At 65.4% G+C, this 20348-nt stretch carries 21 protein-coding genes; 11 read left to right on the top strand and 10 right to left on the bottom strand.

Annotated elements, in window-relative coordinates; all coding sequences use genetic code 11:
* The first annotated feature begins 1 nt into the window (after position 1).
* From AB7E19_RS14240 to AB7E19_RS14230, 3 genes are all read left to right on the top strand, one after another.
* Entirely contained in the window at positions 2–1402 is a 1401-nt protein-coding gene (locus tag AB7E19_RS14240; RefSeq protein WP_322131312.1) for an AMP-binding protein, read from the top strand.
* A gap of 176 nt (positions 1403–1578) precedes the next feature.
* Positions 1579–4326 (top strand): collagenase, encoded by a 2748-nt coding sequence (locus AB7E19_RS14235; RefSeq protein WP_322131313.1) that lies wholly within the window; start codon positions 1579–1581, stop codon positions 4324–4326.
* A gap of 156 nt (positions 4327–4482) precedes the next feature.
* Positions 4483–5400, top strand: coding sequence for a SanA/YdcF family protein (locus AB7E19_RS14230; RefSeq protein ID WP_322131314.1), 918 nt, complete (start codon positions 4483–4485; stop codon positions 5398–5400).
* A gap of 48 nt (positions 5401–5448) precedes the next feature.
* On the opposite strand, the gene AB7E19_RS14225 is transcribed toward AB7E19_RS14230, so the two are convergent.
* Complete coding sequence (locus AB7E19_RS14225) at positions 5449–6063, bottom strand: superoxide dismutase (protein WP_042880836.1); 615 nt, start codon at positions 6061–6063, stop codon at positions 5449–5451.
* Between the two features lie 23 nt (positions 6064–6086).
* Positions 6087–6512 (bottom strand): hypothetical protein, encoded by a 426-nt coding sequence (locus AB7E19_RS14220; RefSeq protein ID WP_029313599.1) that lies wholly within the window; start codon positions 6510–6512, stop codon positions 6087–6089.
* Between the two features lie 293 nt (positions 6513–6805).
* On the opposite strand from AB7E19_RS14220, the gene AB7E19_RS14215 reads away from it, so the two are divergent.
* Together AB7E19_RS14215 and AB7E19_RS14210 are read left to right on the top strand one after the other, a co-directional pair.
* Positions 6806–7717: a lipase family alpha/beta hydrolase gene (locus AB7E19_RS14215; RefSeq protein WP_045523070.1), complete on the top strand. Its 912-nt coding sequence runs from the start codon at positions 6806–6808 to the stop codon at positions 7715–7717.
* Complete coding sequence (locus AB7E19_RS14210; protein WP_045523069.1) at positions 7714–8454, top strand: lipase secretion chaperone; 741 nt, start codon at positions 7714–7716, stop codon at positions 8452–8454. The genes AB7E19_RS14215 and AB7E19_RS14210 overlap by 4 nt, the downstream gene beginning before the upstream one ends.
* Before the next feature lie 54 nt (positions 8455–8508).
* Here the strand turns inward: AB7E19_RS14210 and AB7E19_RS14205 are convergent, their stop codons facing one another.
* Genes AB7E19_RS14205 through sgrR form a run of 3 tightly spaced genes read right to left on the bottom strand, consistent with a single transcriptional unit; the run spans position 8509 to position 11438 of the window.
* Entirely contained in the window at positions 8509–9222 is a 714-nt protein-coding gene (locus AB7E19_RS14205; RefSeq protein WP_045523067.1) for a hypothetical protein, read from the bottom strand.
* Positions 9223–9252: 30 nt separating this feature from the next.
* Complete coding sequence (locus AB7E19_RS14200; RefSeq protein ID WP_010672731.1) at positions 9253–9648, bottom strand: acyl-CoA thioesterase; 396 nt, start codon at positions 9646–9648, stop codon at positions 9253–9255.
* Positions 9649–9683: 35 nt separating this feature from the next.
* Positions 9684–11438: an HTH-type transcriptional regulator SgrR gene (gene sgrR, locus AB7E19_RS14195; RefSeq protein ID WP_322131315.1), complete on the bottom strand. Its 1755-nt coding sequence runs from the start codon at positions 11436–11438 to the stop codon at positions 9684–9686.
* 100 nt (positions 11439–11538) lie between these two features.
* Between sgrR and AB7E19_RS14190 the strand changes: the two genes are divergently transcribed.
* The 3 genes from AB7E19_RS14190 to AB7E19_RS14180 all read left to right on the top strand — a co-directional run bounded on the left by AB7E19_RS14190 (position 11539) and on the right by AB7E19_RS14180 (position 13861).
* Positions 11539–11715 carry a hypothetical protein gene (locus AB7E19_RS14190; RefSeq protein WP_129146620.1) on the top strand — a complete coding sequence of 59 codons (177 nt, stop codon included), beginning with the start codon at positions 11539–11541 and terminating at the stop codon, positions 11713–11715.
* Positions 11716–11854: 139 nt separating this feature from the next.
* Positions 11855–13123: an O-acetylhomoserine aminocarboxypropyltransferase/cysteine synthase gene (locus tag AB7E19_RS14185; protein ID WP_322131316.1), complete on the top strand. Its 1269-nt coding sequence runs from the start codon at positions 11855–11857 to the stop codon at positions 13121–13123.
* 108 nt (positions 13124–13231) lie between these two features.
* Positions 13232–13861 (top strand): glutathione S-transferase family protein, encoded by a 630-nt coding sequence (locus AB7E19_RS14180; RefSeq protein WP_322131317.1) that lies wholly within the window; start codon positions 13232–13234, stop codon positions 13859–13861.
* A 77-nt stretch (positions 13862–13938) separates the two neighbouring features.
* Here the strand turns inward: AB7E19_RS14180 and AB7E19_RS14175 are convergent, their stop codons facing one another.
* Positions 13939–15114: an iron-containing alcohol dehydrogenase gene (locus tag AB7E19_RS14175; protein ID WP_322131318.1), complete on the bottom strand. Its 1176-nt coding sequence runs from the start codon at positions 15112–15114 to the stop codon at positions 13939–13941.
* A gap of 185 nt (positions 15115–15299) precedes the next feature.
* On the opposite strand from AB7E19_RS14175, the gene AB7E19_RS14170 reads away from it, so the two are divergent.
* On the top strand, positions 15300–15884 hold the full coding sequence (locus AB7E19_RS14170; RefSeq protein ID WP_041212267.1) for a hypothetical protein: 585 nt from the start codon (positions 15300–15302) through the stop codon (positions 15882–15884).
* An 81-nt stretch (positions 15885–15965) separates the two neighbouring features.
* Here AB7E19_RS14170 and AB7E19_RS14165 read toward each other — a convergent pair whose 3' ends face one another.
* From AB7E19_RS14165 to AB7E19_RS14150, 4 genes are all read right to left on the bottom strand, one after another.
* Positions 15966–16391, bottom strand: coding sequence for a hypothetical protein (locus AB7E19_RS14165; RefSeq protein ID WP_202041283.1), 426 nt, complete (start codon positions 16389–16391; stop codon positions 15966–15968).
* A gap of 223 nt (positions 16392–16614) precedes the next feature.
* Positions 16615–17361: an SDR family oxidoreductase gene (locus AB7E19_RS14160; protein ID WP_427935682.1), complete on the bottom strand. Its 747-nt coding sequence runs from the start codon at positions 17359–17361 to the stop codon at positions 16615–16617.
* 42 nt (positions 17362–17403) lie between these two features.
* Positions 17404–17640, bottom strand: coding sequence for a DUF3624 domain-containing protein (locus tag AB7E19_RS14155; RefSeq protein WP_041212265.1), 237 nt, complete (start codon positions 17638–17640; stop codon positions 17404–17406).
* Entirely contained in the window at positions 17637–18110 is a 474-nt protein-coding gene (locus AB7E19_RS14150) for a GNAT family N-acetyltransferase (RefSeq protein WP_201969662.1), read from the bottom strand. The genes AB7E19_RS14155 and AB7E19_RS14150 overlap by 4 nt, the downstream gene beginning before the upstream one ends.
* A 187-nt stretch (positions 18111–18297) precedes the next feature.
* Here AB7E19_RS14150 and AB7E19_RS14145 point away from each other — a divergent pair, with 187 nt between their 5' ends.
* Together AB7E19_RS14145 and AB7E19_RS14140 are read left to right on the top strand one after the other, a co-directional pair.
* Complete coding sequence (locus AB7E19_RS14145; protein WP_041212263.1) at positions 18298–19740, top strand: RimK family protein; 1443 nt, start codon at positions 18298–18300, stop codon at positions 19738–19740.
* Between the two features lie 24 nt (positions 19741–19764).
* A complete protein-coding gene (locus AB7E19_RS14140; protein ID WP_427935679.1) occupies positions 19765–20295 on the top strand; it encodes an MgtC/SapB family protein in 531 nt (176 codons plus the stop codon).
* The last annotated feature ends 53 nt before the right edge of the window (positions 20296–20348 follow it).

The following is a 20348-nucleotide window of genomic DNA, read 5'->3' as shown; positions in this document are numbered from 1 at the left end:
CATGGTGACCCGTCAGATCCCACGGCAGGAAACCTGCCCGGTACGACGCTGGGCGGCACTGGCCCCTCATCGCATTGCCATCCACAGCGGGGAGCCTCTTAGCTACCAGCGCCTTGACCTGCGCCTCAACAGCCTGTGCAATCAGCTCGCCCGGGCCGGGCTGGAACGGGGAGATCATCTCGCCGCCGTGGTGCGCGGCGCCCTGGAGGATGTGTTGCTGGCCTGGGCCTGCGTGCGCAGCGGCATCGTCTTCTGCCCCCTCAATCCCGCCTTTCCGGCAACCAGACACAGCGAACTGGCGAGCCAGCTCGAGGCCCGGGCATTCTGGTCGGCAGGCGAGATCCCGGCGGGCGACTGGCAAGCCCTCAGCCCCGACTTCACGGGCGAGCTGGCCGCAGATGGGGAGTCCCCGCTGGTACCCGACCAGCCGAACAACATGATCCTAACCTCGGGATCCAGCGGTACCCCCAAGGCGGTGGTACACCGCCTCGCCAACCACCTCGCTTCGGCCCGGGGTTCCGCCACCCTGATCCCCCTGGACGAAGCCTGTGGCTGGCTGCTCTCCCTGCCACTGTTTCACGTCGGCGGTTACGCTATCTTGTTCCGGGTCTTCCTGGCGGGAGCCGCCCTGGTGCTGGACGATCGCACCCGGCCCCTCAAGGCGCGGCTCGAGGATCAACCCATCACCCACCTCTCGCTGGTGCCGACCCAGCTCTGGCGCCTGCTGGCACAGGGGTTCGACCCATCCCGCACCCGGGTGCGAGAGCTGCTGCTCGGGGGCGCAGCCATCCCGGCCCCCCTGGTCAACCGGCTGACCGCTCTGGGGCTGGAGCCCAAGGTGAGCTATGGCCTCTCCGAGATGGGCAGCCAGGTCTGCACCGGGCAACCCTGCGCCGCCGGCGTGGTGGGTCGCCCGCTGCCGGGGCGGGAGCTCTGCATCCGCCAGGGGGAGATCTGCGTGCGCGGTGAGACCCTGTTTGCCGGCTATTTCAGGGAGGGCGAGCTGGTGCGCCCCCTCGATGAAGAGGGCTGGTTCCATACCCGGGACAAGGGCCGCCTCACTCCGGGGGGCGATCTGGTGGTGGAGGGGCGGCTCGACAACCTCTTCATCTCGGGAGGGGAGAACATCCAGCCCGAGACCATAGAGCAGCGGCTGGTGGATCACCCCGCCGTGGCCCAGGCCCTGGTGGTGCCGGTGCCGAGCGACGAGTGGGGGCATAGGCCCGCCGCCTTCATCGACTGGCACGGCGAACCAGTCCCCCCTGCCGAGCTGGCCGCCTGGATCAGGCTGTCGTTACCCGGCTTCATGGTGCCGGACCAGTGGCATCCCTGGCCGGATCTCGGCGGCAATCTGAAACCCTCCCGCACCCTGCTCGCCCGCAGCTTGCGACAAGAGGAGTGACGCCTCCCCCATATGGGGCGGAGTCCTTGCTATCAACACAGCCCCCTTTGGGGCTGTTTTTATGTTGTTTGCTCCCGAATGCATCATTTCGCTGCGCCATCTGGCCAATTGATATTCCTTTGGAGCCCAATAACCTCTCTGGTCCCCACGCCTCTCCATCCACCAAAGGGATCATGATGAAGCCTCTCTCTCCCCGGCTGCTGCTCCTGGCAGCCCCAGGCCTGCTCGCCACTTCGGCGCTGGCCAACTACTCCCCCTCCGACTGGCAACAGTATCAACTCAACGGTGAATCCAGCCGTCAGCTGGGGGATCGTCTCACCGAAGTGACCTTTGAACTGAGCGCCCGCAGCGGCGACGCCCCTTATCAGCAGTTGAGGGTGTATCGCCGCTTCGACTGGCGCGATGCCAACCTGGCTGCGCTGGCAGAGCAGCAGTGCGACGAGCCGCAACTCAAGATCGAGCAGGGCTGGCAGATCCGCTACCTCAGCTGTGAAGAGGTGGTACCGGCCGGCAAGGCCGTCCCGGCCAGCAGCTATGACTATGGCTACGGCATGAAGCAGGGCCGCTGGGAGCCGCTGGCGGGCACCCCGACCGCGCCGCGTCAGGATCGTCTGCCGTTGGCTGAGCGGGTCATCCTGGGTCACAGCGAGCAGGAGCTGGATCGCTGTGAGCTCAACGCCGAAGGTCGCTGCGCCGAGCAGGCATGGCAGTACCAGCCGCAAAACTGGCAGCAATTGAAGGTGCTGGAAGAGACCCCCAATGAACGGGATGGTCGCCTCGAGCAGATCTTCTTCCGCCTGCAGCCCATCGCGGGCAGCCAGGCCGCCAAGCAGGTGAGCGAGCTGCACGTCTGGCGCCAGTACACCTGGTTGCTGGACGAGATCAAGGCCCAGCAGGAGTGCGATGAACCCCAGACGCGTCAGGAAGGGGACAAGACCATCAGCTACCGGGTGTGCCGTCAAACCCTGCCCGCTGGCAGCGAAGTGCAGGTGGTCTTGAAGGACACCGGCTATCAATACCCGGTGGGGGGCAGCGAATGGCAGACCCTGCCGGAGACAACCGAGTGGCAGGAGAGCCGGGTGCTCAACCGCCCCATCGTGCTGGCCAGCAAGGAAGAGCTGCTCGACTGTCGCCGTGCCGACGGCCGCGCCTGCTCCGAGCCGGATCTGCCGGGCACCGAGCTGCTGGACGCCGACGCAGCCAAGATAGTGCAGGACGCCAGTGGCCAGCCCGCACCGGTCTGGCAGGAGAACTATGGTCACGATGACACCAAGCTGCTGGCCGTGTCGCGCGGCATCCAGAGCCTGCTGGCGGCCAATCAGCCGGCCCATCCGGCCATGAAGCTGCTGCTGGAATACGTGCGAGCCCACAACTACCACAACTACGGCAAGCACAAGGAAGACGGCCCGGCCGCCGCTGAGGCGCTGGCCGAGGCATTGACCGCGCTGGGTGCCCATCCGCTGCTCTTCCCGGAGCAGGCCAGCGACGAAGTAGGCGCCGTCATGGGTGCCTGGAGCATCGCCCTGCACGGCCAGTTCAAGAGCCCGGCAGTGCAGAGCCGTTTTGGCACCCTGCTCGGCGAGTTCAACCAGATGCTGGCCTACAGCACCCGCCATGTCAGCGAGATCAACGGTCAGCACGCCTGGGCAACCGGCCTGTTCGATCTGCTCAACTTCCTCGACTTCGCCAGCGACTACAGCGACCCCTTCGCCAACGACTTCCGCCAGCAGGATGGCGAGCTGCGCAAGCAGCTGCACGCCCTCGGCATGAGCGAACTCGCGTTGTGGCAAGGAAGGGATGGTGCCGATCTGTTCCTGCTCAACAACGTGCTGGATGCCTACACCCGCCTCTACCGGGTCGCCCGCTATACCCGCCCGGACGAGCTCGACGGCTACCGCAAGCTGCTGGATGACTCCGTCATCGCACTGGTTCGCCACCACGACCTGATCCCCGGTGGTCAGCAGAGTCAGGACCTGCTGGAAGACATGTCACTGACCCTCTCCACCTACTACCTGACCTACACGGACCGCACCAGCGAAGCCTGCATCAGCGGTGACTTCGCCGGGCTCTGCACCCCTGTCCGGGTGGAGGACGTGCTGCCGTTCGAGCACACCTGCTCGCCGACCCTGCGCCTGCGGGCCCAGGATCTGACCATGGCTCAGGCCGAGGGGATCTGCCGTGAACTGGGTACCGAAGAGCAGCAGTTCCACCAGCAGATGGAGACCGGCTGGCAGCCGGTGGCGGACGATCACAACGAGGCGCTGGAACTGGTGGTCTTCAACTCCTCCGCCGACTGGAAACGCTACGGCAGTGCCCTGTTCGGCGGCGTCTCCACCGACAACGGCGGCATCTACCTCGAAGGGGATCCGGCTCGCCCCGGCAACCAGGCCCGCTTCTTCGCCTACGAGGCGGAGTGGAAACGCCCTGCGTTCCAGGTGTGGAACCTGCGCCACGAGTACGTGCACTACCTGGACGGCCGCTTCAACCAGTACGGCAGCTTCGGCCACTACCCGCTCAACCGCACCACCTGGTGGTCGGAAGGGCTGGCGGAGTTCATCGCCCACGGCCAGTGCTTCGCCCGCGGTCTGGACAACGTCACCGGCCGTCCAGCCAGCGATCGTCCGGCCCTGGCCGACATCCTGCACCTGGATTACGACAAGGGCGGCGAGATGGTCTACTCCTGGTCCTACACGGTGCACCGCTTCCTGAATGAGACCGGTCGCGGTGCCAGCTGGCTGGCCATGGCCCAGGCCCTGCGAGGCCCGGTTCGAGAGCAGGCCATGAGCGCCTTCGAAGCCGAGCTGGACCAGCTGATTGCCAATGACAGCGAGGCCTACAAGCAGTGGCTCGGCCGCGAGCTGCTGCCTTGGTGGGAAGCCAACAAGGACTCCGACGAGTGCAAGGCCAACGACTCCTCCCACTGAGGACGAGACGGCTATGACAAGGGGCGGCCATGGCCGCCCCTTGTTTATGGCGCCGTTTGATAAGCCCGGGATCCTGGCGCGCGCTGCGACAACCTCTGCCCGAGTGAGACCCTGCGCCGCCATCAAACCTGACGCGCCACAACAACTTGTAATAGAATGGCCCCCTGTCTTCTCTTACTTCAGACCCGAACCGCACCGCGCATGAAGAAGTTTGCCAAGATCCTGCTCGCCTGCCTCTGCCTGTTGCTGGCCTCCATCGCCGCCCTACTTTGCTACAGCGAGTGGACCGTCTCGGACGCCCGTCACTACACCTACGACGACGTCAATGCGGTGCCCTACAACCGGGTCGCCCTGGTGCTCGGCACCTCCAAATACCTGATTGGCGGCAGCCCGAACCACTACTTCAAATACCGGATCAAGGCCGCCGCCGAGCTCTACAACAACGGCAAGGTGGACTACATCCTGGTCTCCGGCGACAACGCCACCGTGCAGTACAACGAACCGCGCCAGATGCGGCGGGCCCTGATCCAGGCCGGCATTCCGGCCAGCGCCATCTACAGCGACTACGCAGGGTTTCGGACTCTGGACTCCATCGTGCGTGCCAAGGAGGTGTTCGGTCAGGCCCACTTCACCGTGGTCTCCCAGGCCTTTCACAACGAGCGCGCCATCTTCATCGCCCGCCATTTCGGCATCGAGGCGGTCGGCTTCAACGCCGTGGATCCCAGCGCCTATCAGGGCATCAAGACCCGGGTGCGCGAGGTGTTCGCCCGCCTGATGGGGCTGCTGGACCTCTACGTGCTGGACAAGGGGCCCAAGTTCCTCGGCGAGCCCATCGTCATCGGCGGCCCGGTCCCCTGCCAGGCGTTGAGCACCATAGGGGCGAGCCAGCCCTGCCTGCCCATTGCACCGCCCCCTCATCAGCCGAAGGCCAAGCAGGCAACGGCCGTGAGCGCTGCAACCGCCACCAGTGCAGCGGCTGCAACCAGCGGTGCACCAGCCACCAGCGCAGCCGTGCCGAGCGAGCCAACGCCCGTGGATAATCCGGCTGCCAGCAGCGCGCCGACCCCTCAATAGCAGAGACCCGCCAACAGGCGGGTCTCTTTCATCAGGTGAAATGGGGCGTCAGGCCAGCGCCGCCACGTAACGCCGTGCCACCTCGTCCCAGTCGATCACGTTGTAAAACGCGGCTATGTAGTCGGGACGCTTGTTCTGGTACTTGAGGTAGTAGGCATGCTCCCACACATCCAGCCCGAGTATGGGGGTGAGCCCCTCCATCAGGGGGCTGTCCTGGTTCGCGCTGCTCACCACCTGCAACTTGCCGCGCCCATCGACCACCAGCCAGGCCCAGCCGCTGCCAAAACGGCTCAACGCCGCCTGGGTAAAGGCCTGTCTGAAGGATTCCAGCCCACCCAGATCCCGCTCGATCGCTGCGGCCAGCTCGCCGTCCGGCTCGCCGCCGCCCTGCGGACTCATCACCTGCCAGAACAGGCTGTGGTTGGCGTGACCGCCGCCGTGATTGCGCACCGCCCCCTGCACCTGGGCCGGCAGGCTGTCGATACGGGCAAGCAATGCCTCCAGCGGCAGGGCAGCCAGCTCCGGCAGATCGGCCAGGGCGGCATTGAGGTTGTTGATGTAGGTCTGATGGTGACGGCTGTGATGGATCTCCATGGTCTTTGCATCGATATGGGGTTCCAGCGCGTCATAAGCGTAAGGAAGGGCTGGCAGGGTATGGCTCATGTTCATTGTCTCTCCTGTTGGGCTCAATGCAGTTGATGGGCAGAGCCGGTCTGACACAGACATTGACCCAGGCTGCGCTGGATGCCGTCGTGATGACCGTGTTTGCCCAGAAAGGCGAGCAGCTCGGTACGGGTGCTGCGGGCGTGGCGAACAGCCGCCTCCCGCAGGGCAGCGGAACTGGTGGGGGACTGGCTGGTGGCCAGCAGGCAATCATGGATGTGACACAGCAGGTCGGCGGCCCGATCCGGCAGGGTCATGGCCACCAGCAGATCCGCCAGGTTGTGATGGGCCACCACCAGGGCCGCCACCGCTTCGTCGGCATCGTGCCAGTCGGCAAACTGCTGGCGGGCAAGCCACAGCGCCTGCTGATAGCAGTCGAGCGCCCTGGCGTACTCCCCCGCATCGAAATGACGGTTGCCACTCAGGGTCTGCGCCTTCCAGTGCGCCATGCTGCTGTCCGCTCCGGTGGTACCGACCCACCCCTTCACCCAGGTTCCCGTCATGACTCGACCACTCAAATGATAATAATTATTATTTAACTTATTTGATGGGCAGACACAAGGAATAGTTGGTGCCGCCTTTTTTGCCCATATGGGTAGGGTTTTTCTGCAATCCCCGGTTTAGTGATCCCATCCACAGATACATCTGAGTTCAGCCACCATGCTGCCGGTACTGGCATGAGGCCGGTGGCTGCCCCGGTGACGACCAGAATGCAGCCGGTTTTTTCACAAGGACGGTGAAGATGAAAAGATGGCTATTGATGCTGTTGTGCGCCCTGCCCATGCTGGGTCAGGGGGCCGGTTATACCCAGACCCGCTACCCCATAGTGCTGGTGCACGGTCTGTTCGGTTTCGACAAGCTGCTCGGGGTCGATTACTTCTACGGCATCCCCCAGGCCCTGACCCGGGATGGCGCCAAGGTTTACGTGGCCCAGGTCTCCGCCACCCAGAGCTCGGAGCTGCGCGGTGAACAGCTGCTCAAGCAGGTGCAGCAGGTGCTCGCCGTCACGGGGGCGGAGAAGGTGAACCTCATCGGCCACTCTCACGGTGGCCCCACCATTCGCTACGTCGCTTCGGTCGCCCCCGAGCTGGTCGCTTCCGCCACCAGCGTGGGCGGGGTCAACCATGGCTCTGAGATTGCCGACCTGGTGCGGGCCAAGGTGACGCCGGGCTCGGCGGCCGAAGGTCTGGCGGTGGCCGCCGCCTCGGCCCTGTCCGGGGTCATCTCGCTGCTCTCCGGGGGCAGCCAGCTGCCGCAGGATCCCCTCGCCGCCCTCGACGCCCTCACCAGCACCGGCGCCCAACGCTTCAACCAGCGCTATCCGGAAGGGCTGCCGAGCCAGCATTGCGGCGAAGGGCCCATGCAGGCCGCCAACGGGGTCTACTACTTCTCCTGGAGCGGACGCGGCACCATGACCAACATCCTGGATCCGGTAGATCCCGCGCTGGCGCTGACCGGCAGCTTCTTCAAGGAGCCCAGTGACGGCCTGGTCGGGGTATGCAGCAGCCACCTCGGCAAGGTGATCGGTACCCACTACCGCATGAACCATCTGGACGAGGTGAACCAGTCGTTCGGCATTCGCCACCTGTTCGAGACCAACCCGGTCAACCTCTATCGCCAGCACGCCAACCGCCTGCAGAGGCTGGGACTATGAACAGGGCATGGCTGATGGCCGCTCCGCTGGCGGCGGCCCTGCTGCTGGGGGGCTGGCAGTATTGGCCCTCCGCTGACGCAACCGCCCCTTCGCCGCAACATGCCGGGCCCGCTTCCCCTCTGGTCAGGCAGGCCGCACCGCCGTCGGATAAGTCCTCGCTGCAGGCCCGCCATGAAGCCTTTCTCGCGGCCGAGGGCAGCCTGACGGTGCCGACGGATCCGGGCCTGGCCAGCTTGCAGAAGCTGTTCGACGAGCGCGAACAGTTGCGCAGGCAGCGCTTCACCCCGGTCGAGCAGGAGCAGCTGTTTGCCGAGGACAGGCTGATGGAGCAGTGGACCCTGCGCCGCAAGGCGCTGGCGGAGGCCAGCGATGCCGACAAGTCGCTGCTGGCGAGCGAGCTGGAGCTCTGGCTGGCGGAGCAGCCCCAGTGGTTTCGGGAGGCGGAGGCCAACAGCCGCCTGCTGGGCGATCTGCAGGCTCTGGAGCAACTCCCCGCAGCCGGGCGTGACGCAGCACTGCGCGAACAGTTGGGACCGGAGGCGGCAGACCGGTTGCACCAGCTGGCAGAGAGCCAGCAGGGGTTCGAGCAGCAGCTGGCCGGCTATCTGGCAGAGATCAGGCCCCTGCCTGCCGAGGCCCGGGTCAGCCAGCAGCCGGAGATCCTGGCACGCTGGTTCGAGCCCGGTCAGTGGCGACGGGTGGAGGCCCTCACCCGGCTCACCCTGGGCGAGCAGTAACCGGCATGAAAAAGGGGCCCGCAAGTGGGCCCCCATTCTTTGACGCTGCCGCCCTTACTGCGGCTTGTTGGCACCCGGCAGCGGCTGCCAGGTGAGGCGAGTCACCCGGTTGCCCTGCACCTCGCAGGTGAGGCAGAGATCCTGCCACCCCTTATCCTGGCGCAGGGAAACCTCTCCCTTGATGCCCTCTGCACTCCTCTTGAGTTTGGCCGGCTCGAAGGTCACCTTGTCACCTCCGGCGAGCGCCATCAGCTTGCCATTGCAGAGCCACTGGGCGAGCTCGGCCCCCTTGAGCTTGACGCCCCCCTTGTCAGCCTTCTCCTCGGCGGTGCTCGGTGCAAACAACCCGCCCAGCTCGGCCGCCCGTCTGGTCAGCCAGGCTTCCCGCTGCTGCATGCTCATCTTGCTGACAAACTCCGCAGGCTGCCCCTTGTCGTCCAGCCATTGGGTCAGCTTGCCACTGTCATCGAAGGCGAACTGGGCGGCGGGCTCCTTCACCCCGAACAGCTTGCCGCCCTTGAAGTAGTAACGGCTCTCCCCTTCCTGTTTGCCCTGCTCGTTCAGGATGGGCACGGCGATGATGACGGGCGTGCCGTCGACCCAGGCCTTGATGTCAACGCCATCGTGGCTGAACAAGCGGGTATCGAGGGCGCTGTCGGCCCCCTTCTCCATCAAGGTGAACTGCTCGGCCAGGGAGGCGGCAAATGAAGGCAGGGAGCAGAGTCCCAGTCCCAAGCCGAGGCTCAGGGCGATCGCGGTTGTGCGCATAAGTGTCCTGTGGTGGGCCCGAAGGCCGGATTAACTCTCTACCAGCCAGACCCTCAGTCCCTCCCGGTGAGCCTCGCTCAAAGGGATGGACTGCCGGGTCCGGTAGTCAAAATGGATCAGGGTCGTCTCGGCGGTCACCGCCAGCTCGCCGCCCTGCCAGGCTTCCTGCCAGAGCGTGAAGGAGCTGGTACCGATACGCCGCACGCCGGTCTTGATCGACACCATCTGGCCATAGAACAGCTCCCGTTTGAATTGCACCGTGTAGCCCGCGATGATCAGATGCCAGTCATGCACATCCAGCTCGGGCGAGAAGAGGCGAAACAGGGGATCACGGGCCGATTCAAACCAGACCGCCGGCACCGTGTTGTTGATGTGGCCGAGGGCGTCCGTCTCTTGAAAACGGGGTTGGATCTGCATTTCCAGCATGGATGTCGACTCCTTGTCGTAGGACCGCGCACAGGCTAGCGCGCCAACCCGCCCGACTCAAGCGTCCCTGCCTGGGGGTGAGAGCCACCGCCGGTTTCCGGCTCCTGCGCCACCTGCTCGGGCTTTAACCAGGCGCAGCGAAAATCGAACCAGCCGAGGGCCGTCATGCGCACGCCGTGCACGCCGACCCGGCTCTCCAGCTCCAGCCAGTGGTGAAACAGCGGCACAAACCAGCTCTGGCGCTGAACCTCGGCCAGCAGGGCGCGGGGGCCGGGCTCTTCACCATGGGCGCGCCACTGCGTCAATCCCTGCCACAGGGCCTGCTGGCCGCCCCACACCCGGCGCAGCAAGGGGGTGCCCTGAAGCCAGGCGTAAGGGGCGAAGGCGTGCTCATGCTCCAGGTTGAGGGTGCCGAACCAGAGATCCACATCTTCATCCTCCCCGCTCACCCAGCGCCCGTAGTCCAGGGTACGCACCTCGAGCTGGATCCCCTGCTCTGCCAGCAGGCTGCTCATGGCGCTGGCGCACTCGTTGAACTCCAGATGCTGGTTGAAGCAGGCCAGTACCAGCCGCGCTGGCAGGCTGACCGGGCCGGGCGCGGGAAGAGGCAGGCTCTCGCGCCAGTGGGGCAGGAGGCCCAATGCGCTGGTCCAGCCCCGCTGCAGCTCGGGGGCCACCCGGGCCATCAGGGCGATGGGGTTGAGCAGCCGGGTCAGCCACTGGCGCAGGGCCGGGTCCTGCAGGGGGGCCGATCTGTCGTCCTGCAGCAGGAAGTAGCAACCGGATTCCAGTTCTGACTCCCCGCGCATGGAGCCAAGCTCCGGGGTGTCGCTGCCAAGCCTCACGTGGCTCTCCAGCCGTTCCGCCAGCTCCGGCAGCATCCAGATGTCGATCTCGTCGAGCAGGGCCCGCAGCCCGAAGTAGTCGTCAAATGCTTCGAGGCACAGGTGCAGGGGGTCGTTGGCGCTCACCCGATAGGGGCCGGTGCCCACCGGCTGCAGGGCGAAATTCGCCTCCCCCTTGAGCTCCCGCGGCAGGATGGCCGCCACCGGCTCGGCCAGCAGGTGCGGCAGCAGAGGATCCGGGCTGTCGAGATGGATGTCCAGGGTGCGCGGCCAGCGGTTCTCCAGCCGTGCCAGATGGGCGAACAGCGGGCGATCCCGCAAGGCCTGCAGGCTCTCCATCACATCCTCCACCACCAGTTCGCGGCCATGGTGAAAGCGCACCACGGGGCGCAGATAGAAGCGCCAGTGACAGGGGGCCAGACACTCCCAGTGGTGGGCGAGATCCCCCTCTATTTCCCCATTTTCCTCGTTTCGCCGGGTCAGACCGTTGAAGATCTGGCGGCTCAGGTGAATTTCGGAGCGACGCAAGGGCGCGGTGGGCAACAGACCCGGCAGGGGCCGGTAGTAGGGCACCCGCAGGATCTGGCGCCCCTCCCGGGTGGCCTGGCCGAGCTGCTCGATAAGCAGCGGGGTGAGCAGATCCAGGCGATCTTCGGCCAGCCGCACCGCCTGCGCCAGCTGGCCCTGACTCAGCAGATCCCGCAATCGGCGCCGGGTCAGGCTCTCCTGGTTGTCCAGCAGGGTGAGGCGGGAGCGCCGCCCCCGCCCTGCCTCCGCCGTCCAGCACAGCCAGCCCTGCCCTTCCATGCGGCGCAGCAGCAGGCGGGCATTGCGGGGGGTGCAGCAGAGCAGGTCCGCCACCTCGGCGAGGCTGATTTCCCGCTCGTCGCAGCCAAGTTGCTGGGCGAGCCGTTGAAATTGCTGATAAAGGCGGCTAGTAGGCATAAAAGAGGAAATCCATTGGCTGAAAGTCATCAGTTTTTACTTCCGCATTTTAGCTCAATACTGCTGGCGAACGTGAGAACCACAGCACAGGAGCACCATCATGAGCCATGCCACCCCCCTCAAACCGAACCGGATCCAGCAAACCCTCCGTCGCTACTTCCTGAGGATCCTGCCCCGCCCTCTGACGCTGGTCGAAGATCCCATGGTGCAGCTCAACCGCCTGATGCAGTGGGATATGCACCAGATAGACGACAAGGAGTATCGCCGCCGTCTCTGAGGTTGCCGTCACCGACGCCATCCGGTCACCCCCATCCCCCGGCATTGCTTTGCCGGAATGGGTGGTTTACATCGGCGCCAGGACTGCTAGATTGGACGTCTATCCATCCATAATGGTGACATCCAACAAGGAGTGTGTGATGAAAGATGCGACCCTGGCCCTGCACCACGGCTTTTCCAGCGATCCCACCACCAAGGCCGTTGCCGTGCCCATCTACCAGACGGTGGCCTACGAGTTCGAGAGCGCCCAGCACGGGGCGGACTTGTTCAATCTGGCGGTGCCGGGGAACATCTACACCCGCATAATGAACCCCACCAACGATGTGCTGGAGCAGCGGATGGCCGCCCTTGAAGGGGGGATCGCCGCCCTGGTGGTCTCGGCAGGTTCCGCCGCCATCACCTACGCCATCCAGGCGCTGACCGCCGCCGGTGACAACATCGTCTCCACCCCCCAACTCTATGGCGGCACCTACACCTTGTTCGCCCACATGCTGCCAAGTTTCGGGGTCGAGGTGCGCTTCGCCAAGGATGACAGTGCCGAGGCCATCGCCGCCCTCATCGATGACAAAACCAAGGCGGTTTACTGCGAGAGCATCGGCAACCCGGCCGGCAACATCGTCGATCTGGCGGCCTTCGCCAAGGTGGCCCACGCCCGTGGCGTACCGCTCATCGTCGACAACACGGTCGCCACTCCGGTCTTGTGCAAACCCATCGAACACGGCGCCGACATCGTGGTGCACAGCCTGACCAAATATGTCGGCGGCCACGGCAACTCCCTGGGGGGCGTCATCGTCGACTCGGGCAAGTTCCCCTGGGCGGATCACGCCGAGCGCTTCCCCCAACTGACCCAACCCGAGCCTTCTTATCACGGGGTGGTCTACACCGAGGCCTTCGGCCCGGCGGCCTTCATCGGCCGGGTGCGCACCGTGCCGCTGCGCAATACCGGGGCGGCGCTGGCGCCGATGAACGCCTTCCTGCTGCTGCAAGGGCTGGAAACCCTGAGCCTGCGCATGGAGCGCCACGTGGACAACGCTCTGCGGGTGGCCCACCACCTCAAGCACCACCCCAAGGTGGCCTGGGTCAGCTACGCCGGTCTGCCGGGTCACCCCCACTACCCGCTGGCGGAGAAGTACATGGCCGGTCGCCCCTCGGCCATCCTCTCCTTCGGCCTGAAGGACGGCTACGAGGCGGGTGTGCGCTTCTACGATGCCCTCAAGATCTTCAAGCGGCTGGTCAACATCGGCGACGCCAAGTCCCTGGCCTGCCACCCCGCCTCCACCACCCATCGCCAGTTGAGCGAAGAGGAGCAGGCCAAGGCTGGAGTGAAACCTGAGATGATCCGGCTGTCGGTGGGGATCGAAGCCATCGAGGACATACTGGCGGATCTGGATCAGGCGCTGGAGGCCTGAGTCAATCGACGAAGGAGCGGGCACCACGCCCGCTCTTTTTCATCCATAAGTGAACCTGCTGCCGGGGCGATGCGTATCACCGCCTTCCGTCACTGCGTCGAGGTTTTCATGATAGTCCTGCACCACCTGAACAAATCCCGCTCCCAGCGCATCATCTGGCTGCTTGAAGAGCTGGGCCTGCCCTACCAGATCAAGGCCTACCAGCGCGATGCCGCCACCTTTCTGGCGCCGCCCGAGCTCAAAGCCATCCACCCCCTCGGCAAGTCGCCGGTCATCGAGTTTGACGGGCGGGTGCTGGCGGAATCCGGTGCCATCACAGAGTACCTGATTGCCCGCCACGCCCCACAACGGCTGGCACCGGCTCAAGATAGCCCCGACTATGCCGAATATCTGCAGTGGCTCCACTTCGCCGAGAGCTCCGGCATTCTGCCGCTGCTGCTCGACATGTTCGTGCGCAAGGATGGCAGCCCGATGCGCTTCCTGCCGGACTACGCCAAAGCCGAGTGCGCCAAGGTGCTGGGTTATCTCGATGAGGTGCTGGCAAACCGCCGCTACCTGGTGGCCGATCGCCTCACCGGCGCCGACATCCTGAACTCCTTCCTGGTGGATCTGCTGGCCCAGAGCGGCCAGCTGGCCCAGTTCCCGCATCTGCAGGCCTACTGGCAGCGCCTCAACACCCATCCGGCCCGCCAGAAGGCGGCGGCGCTGGAGCGCGAGCTGGACCGCAGCGCCGAATAAACGGCGGTGCCCCGGTGACACCCTGCAAAACGCCCCGATGATCGGGGCGTTCTCTTTTCCGGCCGTCAGCCAGATGATCAAAGCGCGTGGGAAAGGATCCTGGCTACCTTGTCGGGATCAATGTCCTGCTGCTCCCCGAGGGCGGTCAGCCCGAAACGCTTGAGGTTGGAGCAGATACCGGGGATGCAGCTCTCGCTCAGCCCGTAGTCGGCAAGCCGGGTGCCCACCCCCATCTGCTGGAAGAACTGCTCGGTGCGGATGATGGCCTCCTCGATCCGCAGTGCCTTGTCCTCGCGGCTGGAGTGCCATACTCGCTCGGCGAACTGGGCCAGCTTCTCCTGCTTCTGGGCCGATTGCTCGCGCAGCAGGGAGGGCAACACCACAGCCAGGCTCTGGGCATGATCCAGCCCGTGCAGGGCGGTGAGCTGGTGACCGATGGCGTGGGTGGACCAGTCCTGGGGCACGCCACGACCGATGAGGCCGTTGAGCGCCAGGCTGGCCGCCCACATCAGGTTGGCGCGCACCTGGTAGTTGGTGGGCTCCGCCAGCGCGCGCGGACCGTTGTCCACCAGCACCTGCAGCAGCCCCTCCGCCAGCCGGTCCTGCACCTCGCCCCCCACCGGGAAGGTGAGGTACTGCTCGAGGATGTGGACGAAGGCATCCACCACGCCATTGCCCACCTGGCGCGGCGGCAGGCTGTAGGTAGTGGCGGGATCCAGCACCGCAAACACCGGTTGCACCAGCGGATTGTAGAAGGAGAGCTTGGCCTCCCCCCGGCTCACCACGGAGGCGGGGTTGCTCTCCGAACCGGTGGCCGGCAGGGTCAGCACACAGCCGAGCGGCAGCGCCCCCTTGATGGGGGCCTTGTCCCGCAGGATCTCCCAGGGGTCATCCCCCTCGAAGCAGGCCGCCGCCGCCACGAACTTGCTGCCATCCACCACGGAACCGCCACCCACCGCCAGCAGGAAGTCGATGCGCTCGCGCTTGACCAGGGCCACCGCCTCCATCAGCTGATCGTACTGGGGGTTGGCGCCGATGCCGGGAAACTCCAGCCACTCCCGGCCCGCCAGCGCCTGGGTCAACTGCTCATAGACCCCGTTCTGCTTGATGCTGCCACCCCCGTAGAGCACCAGCAGACGGCTGCCGGCCGGGATCAGCTCGGGCAGCCTGGCGATCTGGCCTTCACCAAAACAGATGCGGGTGGGATTGGCATATTGGAAGTTGTACACGGCAGAGCCCTCGGTTGATTGCATGCCGGGGAATTGTGCGCCTGCCGTGCCATCAGGTCAAAAACGGGAGCCTGTCGTCAAAAATACGATGCCAGCCTGCCGATGCCGGGCGCTCCTGCCCGGCTTTGCTATGGTGATAGCGGGAAGACGAGTTCGTCGCCCCCTCAAGCCCCTCCCGGGGTCCCTTTCCCACTCACAGGGTCTCTATCATGAAACTGAAGCACGCCTGGATTGCGGGTGCCCTCACCCTCTGTGCCCCTCCCCTGCTCTATGCCGCAGAGGTCACCACCCATGTGGCCGTGGCCCCCGGACAAGCCAGTCTGGCCGAAGAACTGACCGCCAGGGCAACCGTCACCGCCATCGACCTAGCCACCCGCAAGGTCAGCCTGAAAAATGCCGAAGGGCAGACCCTGGATCTGATCGCCGGGGAGGAGGTGACCAACCTTCCCCAGCTCAAGGTGGGAGATGTCGTAGCCTTGAGATATCTGCAACTGCTGGACCTGACCCTGCTCAAAGGCACCGCCGGGGTGAGAAAACGGGTGGTGGAAGTGGAAGGGGGCAAGGCGGCCGCCGGGGAGAAACCCGCAGCCGGCGCCGGCATGCAGGTAACCATCTATGCCGATGTCATCGACGTGGACAAGGCGCACCAGACCATCCGGGTCAAGGGGGTCGACCACACCCTGACCCTCAAGGTGCAGGATCCGGCCCAGTTCGCCCTCATCGCCAAGGGGGACCAGATCAAGGCCGTGCAGACCACCGCCATCGCCATCGGCATCGCCCCCCAGAGTCCCTGAACCCTGACCACGGCCTGCCAGCCCCGTGGCAAGGGGGCAACCCCTTGCCTTTAACGCACAAGGATTGCCGTTTGAATCACATCATGCCTGGGAGGCGGATTTGCCGGTGAGGCGATCCATGGCCTCCTTGAGCATCGCATCGCGCTGCGCGGCCAGGTCCTTGCTCTGCGTTTCGCGCTCCTCGGCAGAGAGCGTCTTGTCATCCGCTATCCCCTTGAGCTGACGCTCGAGATCGTCAAATTTTTTGCGATCAAAGCCCAGGGCCTTGTCCACCATCTGCTGCACCCGCGCATCCTTGACGCCACCGGTCAGGACTGTGTTCTTGCCGTTCCTGGCCAGATGCTCGTAGGTCAGCGTCTGCTGCGCCTTGCCGGTCAGCACCTGACTGGAGAGGCTGACCTGCTGAGACCAGCCGCTCTGCTTGTCGTCGCTGTCGCTGAGGGTCGCCAGGGCACGGTTCTGGGACGCGCTCTGGGCGAGTTGATGACCATAGGGTTTGATATCCATGAAGGCTCCACGCTCACTGCCGGCCTCGCCGGCTCCGGGGATGGGCTCCCCGCCATGAGCCGGAGACAGCAAAATGCAGGCCAACTTGGGTACCCCCTCTCTCGACGGCTGAGCACGGGGTCGCAGCACGCCTCCTTCTGCACTCCATGACGAGTGCGACCAGATCCATCAAAAAAGGCGCCCGAAGGCGCCTCTTGTGGACAGGAGTCGGCTCGTCATGACATCAGCGACGGCTGATGTGGAGCGGACCGAAGGTCTGGGCCACCGGCATGATCTCGATGCTGTTGATGTTGACGTGGGCGGGCTGCCCGCTGATCCAGAGTACGGTATTGGCGATGTCTTCCGGCAGGATGGCCTGCACCCCCTGATAGACGGTGGCCGCCTTGGCGTCGTCGCCGTGGAAGCGCACGTTGGAGAACTCGGTGCCGCCACACAGGCCGGGCTCCACGTTGGTGACACGCACCGCCGTGCCCGCCAGATCCGCACGCAGGTTGAGGCTGAACTGCTTCACGAACGCCTTGGTCGCGCCGTAGACGTTGCCGCCCGGATAGGGGTAGGTCCCTGCGATGGAGCCGATGTTGATGACGTGGCCGCGGTTGCGCGCCACCATGCCCGGCAGCAGCAACCGGGTGATCAGGGTCAGGCCGCTGATGTTGGTGGCGATCATCTGCTCCCAGTCCTCAAGGTCTGCCTTGTGGGCAGGCTCCAGCCCCAGTGCCAGGCCGGCGTTGTTGACCAGCAGGTCCACCTGTTGCCATTCGGTCGGCAGCGCCTCGATGGCGGCGCGGGTGGCAGCCTTGTCCTGGACGTCGAACACCAGAGGCAGGAACTGCTCGCCCAGATCCTCGGACAGGGCGGCCAGCCGTTCGCCGCGGCGCCCGGTGCCGATCACCCGGTGGCCAGCGCTCACCAGCAGGCGGCTGATGGCCTCACCAAAGCCGGACGAGGCGCCCGTTACCATTGCAATCATGTGAACCTCCATTGTTATTTGTCCTCTTGAAAAATCAGCACGTTATATGTCGCGTTTGCCCAGCTTTCGCCATGCGAACACCGCCAGATGCAGCAGGAAGAGACCCGAGCCCCCCAGCGCAAACAGCAGGCCGGTCAGGGCGTTGACCGAGGTATCGGCGCCGCACCACCACCAGACCAGCCAGCCGACGACCCCGATGAGAAAGGTCTGGGCGGCACAGACCGGGCAGCGCCCGAGCTTGGCTCTGATGGCCGTAGCCAGGCAATCCTCGCAACTCATGATGGCGCCTGCCGCTCATCCCCCAGCGCCAGCACCAGGCGGTGGGCATGCTGGCCGGGCCCGTAATAATCGGGCAGCCGTACCCCGGGGCGAAACCCCAGCCCCTGATAGAGGGTCCTGGCTTCTGGGTTGGCGTCGGCGACCTCGAGGCGAATCGCCCCCCAGCCGGCCTCGCGCCCTTCCCGGATCACCTGCTCCAGCAGGCGGCGTGCCCACCCCTGACGGCGGATGGTCCAGCGGATGGCGAGGGTCTGGATGATGAGACGATCCCAGCCTTTGTGCTCCAGCACGCTCAAATAGCCCATCACCTGCGCCTTCTCGTCTTGCAGCAGCAGGGTGCGCCCCTTGGCCTGATTGAGCAGATAGTGCCAGCGGCTGCGGCCGAAGGCGACCTCGGGGGGAAAACAGTAGCGTTCCAGCTTCACGATGGCGCCCAAATCATCGGCTCGGGCGGCGCGCACGGTCAACACGGGGAGTCCTTGTTCGGTTATTTATCCTCAGCACCAGAAATGCGACTTGTATCACAAGTTACCAAGGCAGAATATTAGGCACTGTAACCTCTTGTTTCCCCTCGCGCCATTGTCGTGCTTGTCGGTGCATCGAAGCCCACTGGGGATCCTGCCGTTTCTGGCAGTCCTTTCTGTGGAGCCTGAAAAAATGAGTACCTATGTCATCGTCGAGGAGCCGGGCGACTGGCCCTGCCATGCCGACTATCTGCTGACCGCCCGCACCTACCTGCAACACGGTCTGCCCACCACAGGGGGGCGTCCGCGCATCATCAACCTCTGCCGCAGCCTGGAACACCTGGGGGCCGGTTATTACTGCTCCCTGCTGGCCCAGGCCCGCGGCCACCACTGCCTGCCGGGATTGCAGGCCATCAGCAGGCTGCAACCCCAGCAGCCTCCCGCCAAGCTGTGGCGCAAATTGCAGGGCTGGCTGGCCCAGCAGAGCGAAGACAGGATCCGGGTGCGCGCCATCTTCGGCCAGTGCGAACAGAGCGAGCTGGCGGGGCTCGCCCGCTATTACTACGGCCTGAGTCAGTTGCCGCTGCAGGAGCTGACCCTCAAGCGCGGTCGCCACGGCTGGTCGGTGCGCCAGCAGGAGAGCCTGTCACCGCTGGCGCTGAGCCCGAGCGAGAAGGCGCTGATGGTGCAGCACGCCCAGGCGCTGGTGGGCACGGGGGACGAGGAGCAGACGGCGCCACGCTACCAGCTCGCCATCCTGGTCGACCCCAACGACGGCCGCGCCAGCAGCGATGCCCTGGCGCTGGAGCGTTTCATCAAGGCGGCCGCTGCCCAGGGGATCCAGGCCGAGATCCTGCCTCCCTCGGCCATCGAGCGGTTGCCGGAGTTCGACACCCTCTGGCTGCGCGCCGAGACCGCGGTCGGTCACTACACCTTCGAGTTTGCCCGCCGTGCCGAGCAGCTCAAGATGCCGGTCATCGACAGCTCCCGTGCCATCCTCGCCTGCAGCAACAAGCTCTATCTCTACGAGCTGATGGTGCGCAGCGGCGTGCCCATGCCCCCCACCACCGTCGTGACCCGCCGCGGCCGCCAGCATGTGGACGAACTGGTGCAGCGCCTCGGTCTGCCGCTGATGGTGAAGATCCCCGACGGCGCCCAGGGGCGCGACCTCGCCATGGCCAGCGATGACATCCAGCTCGCCCGCCTGCTGGACGAGGGGCTGGCCCGCTCCGCCCTGCTGCTGGTCCAGAGCCGGATCCCTGCCGAGTTCGACTGGCGCATCGGCTTTCTCGACGGCTCGCCGCTGTTCGCCTGCCGCCGTTACCGACCCGAACCCGGCAACCGCATCCGTCGCCGCAAACACCCCCTCGACATGAGCCGCATCGAGGCGCTGCCCCTCAGCGAAGTGCCTGAGCGGGTGCTGCAAACCGCCCGCCGCGCCGTGCACCAGCTCGGCAACGGCCTGTTCGGGGTGGATCTGCGCCAGCAGGGTCAGGGCTGCGTGTTGCTGGAAATCATCGACAACCCCTGGATACGTGGCGATATTGAAGACAGGGAGGCAAAGGACCTCTACGAGCGCCTCGCCCGGGCCTTCCGCCAGCGGCTGGAGAACCGGGGGCAGAGCGCGACAGGATAACAAGCATCGCGAGCAGAGGTTGATATGATGACAATGCAGTGGTGGGACATAGCGCCCCTTGGCTGGGAGAACATCCTGGTCTGTCTGGTGTGTGGCACCCTGGTGGGGCTGGAGCGGCAGCTTCGCGGCAAGCCGGTGGGGATCCGCACCTCTTCCCTCATCGTGCTCGGCACCTACTGTTTTCTCGCCATCGGCGCCGCCGTCAGTCCTCAGGGCGCCGATCAGGCGCGGGTGCTGGGTCAGCTCATCACCGGGGTCGGCTTTCTCGGGGCCGGGGTCATGATGACCCGGGATGGTCAGGTGCTGGGGGTGACCTCCGCCGCCGCCATCTGGATGCAGGCCGCCCTCGGCGCCCTCATCGGCATGGACATGCTGCATCAGGCGCTGCTGCTCACCGTCGTCACCCTCTCCATCCTGGTGGGGGTGGACTACCTGGAAGCCAGCTTCAAGAGCCTGCGCCGCGGGGTGCACAACCGGCTGGAACACTGGCGCCACGGGGCCGAGCCCTCGGTCTCTTCCCGCCGGGACGATCTGGGCAGCGGCATTGAGAAGTAAGCCGCCACCATGAAAAAGGGCTCCATCATGGAGCCCTTTCTGTTGTCTGCCTC

This window comes from Aeromonas sp. (assembly GCF_050252055.1).
In the GTDB taxonomy this organism is placed as follows: Bacteria; Pseudomonadota; Gammaproteobacteria; order Enterobacterales; family Aeromonadaceae; genus Aeromonas; species Aeromonas caviae.
Note: the sequence above shows the minus strand (reverse complement) of the source record. Positions and strands in the feature narration are given on the sequence as shown.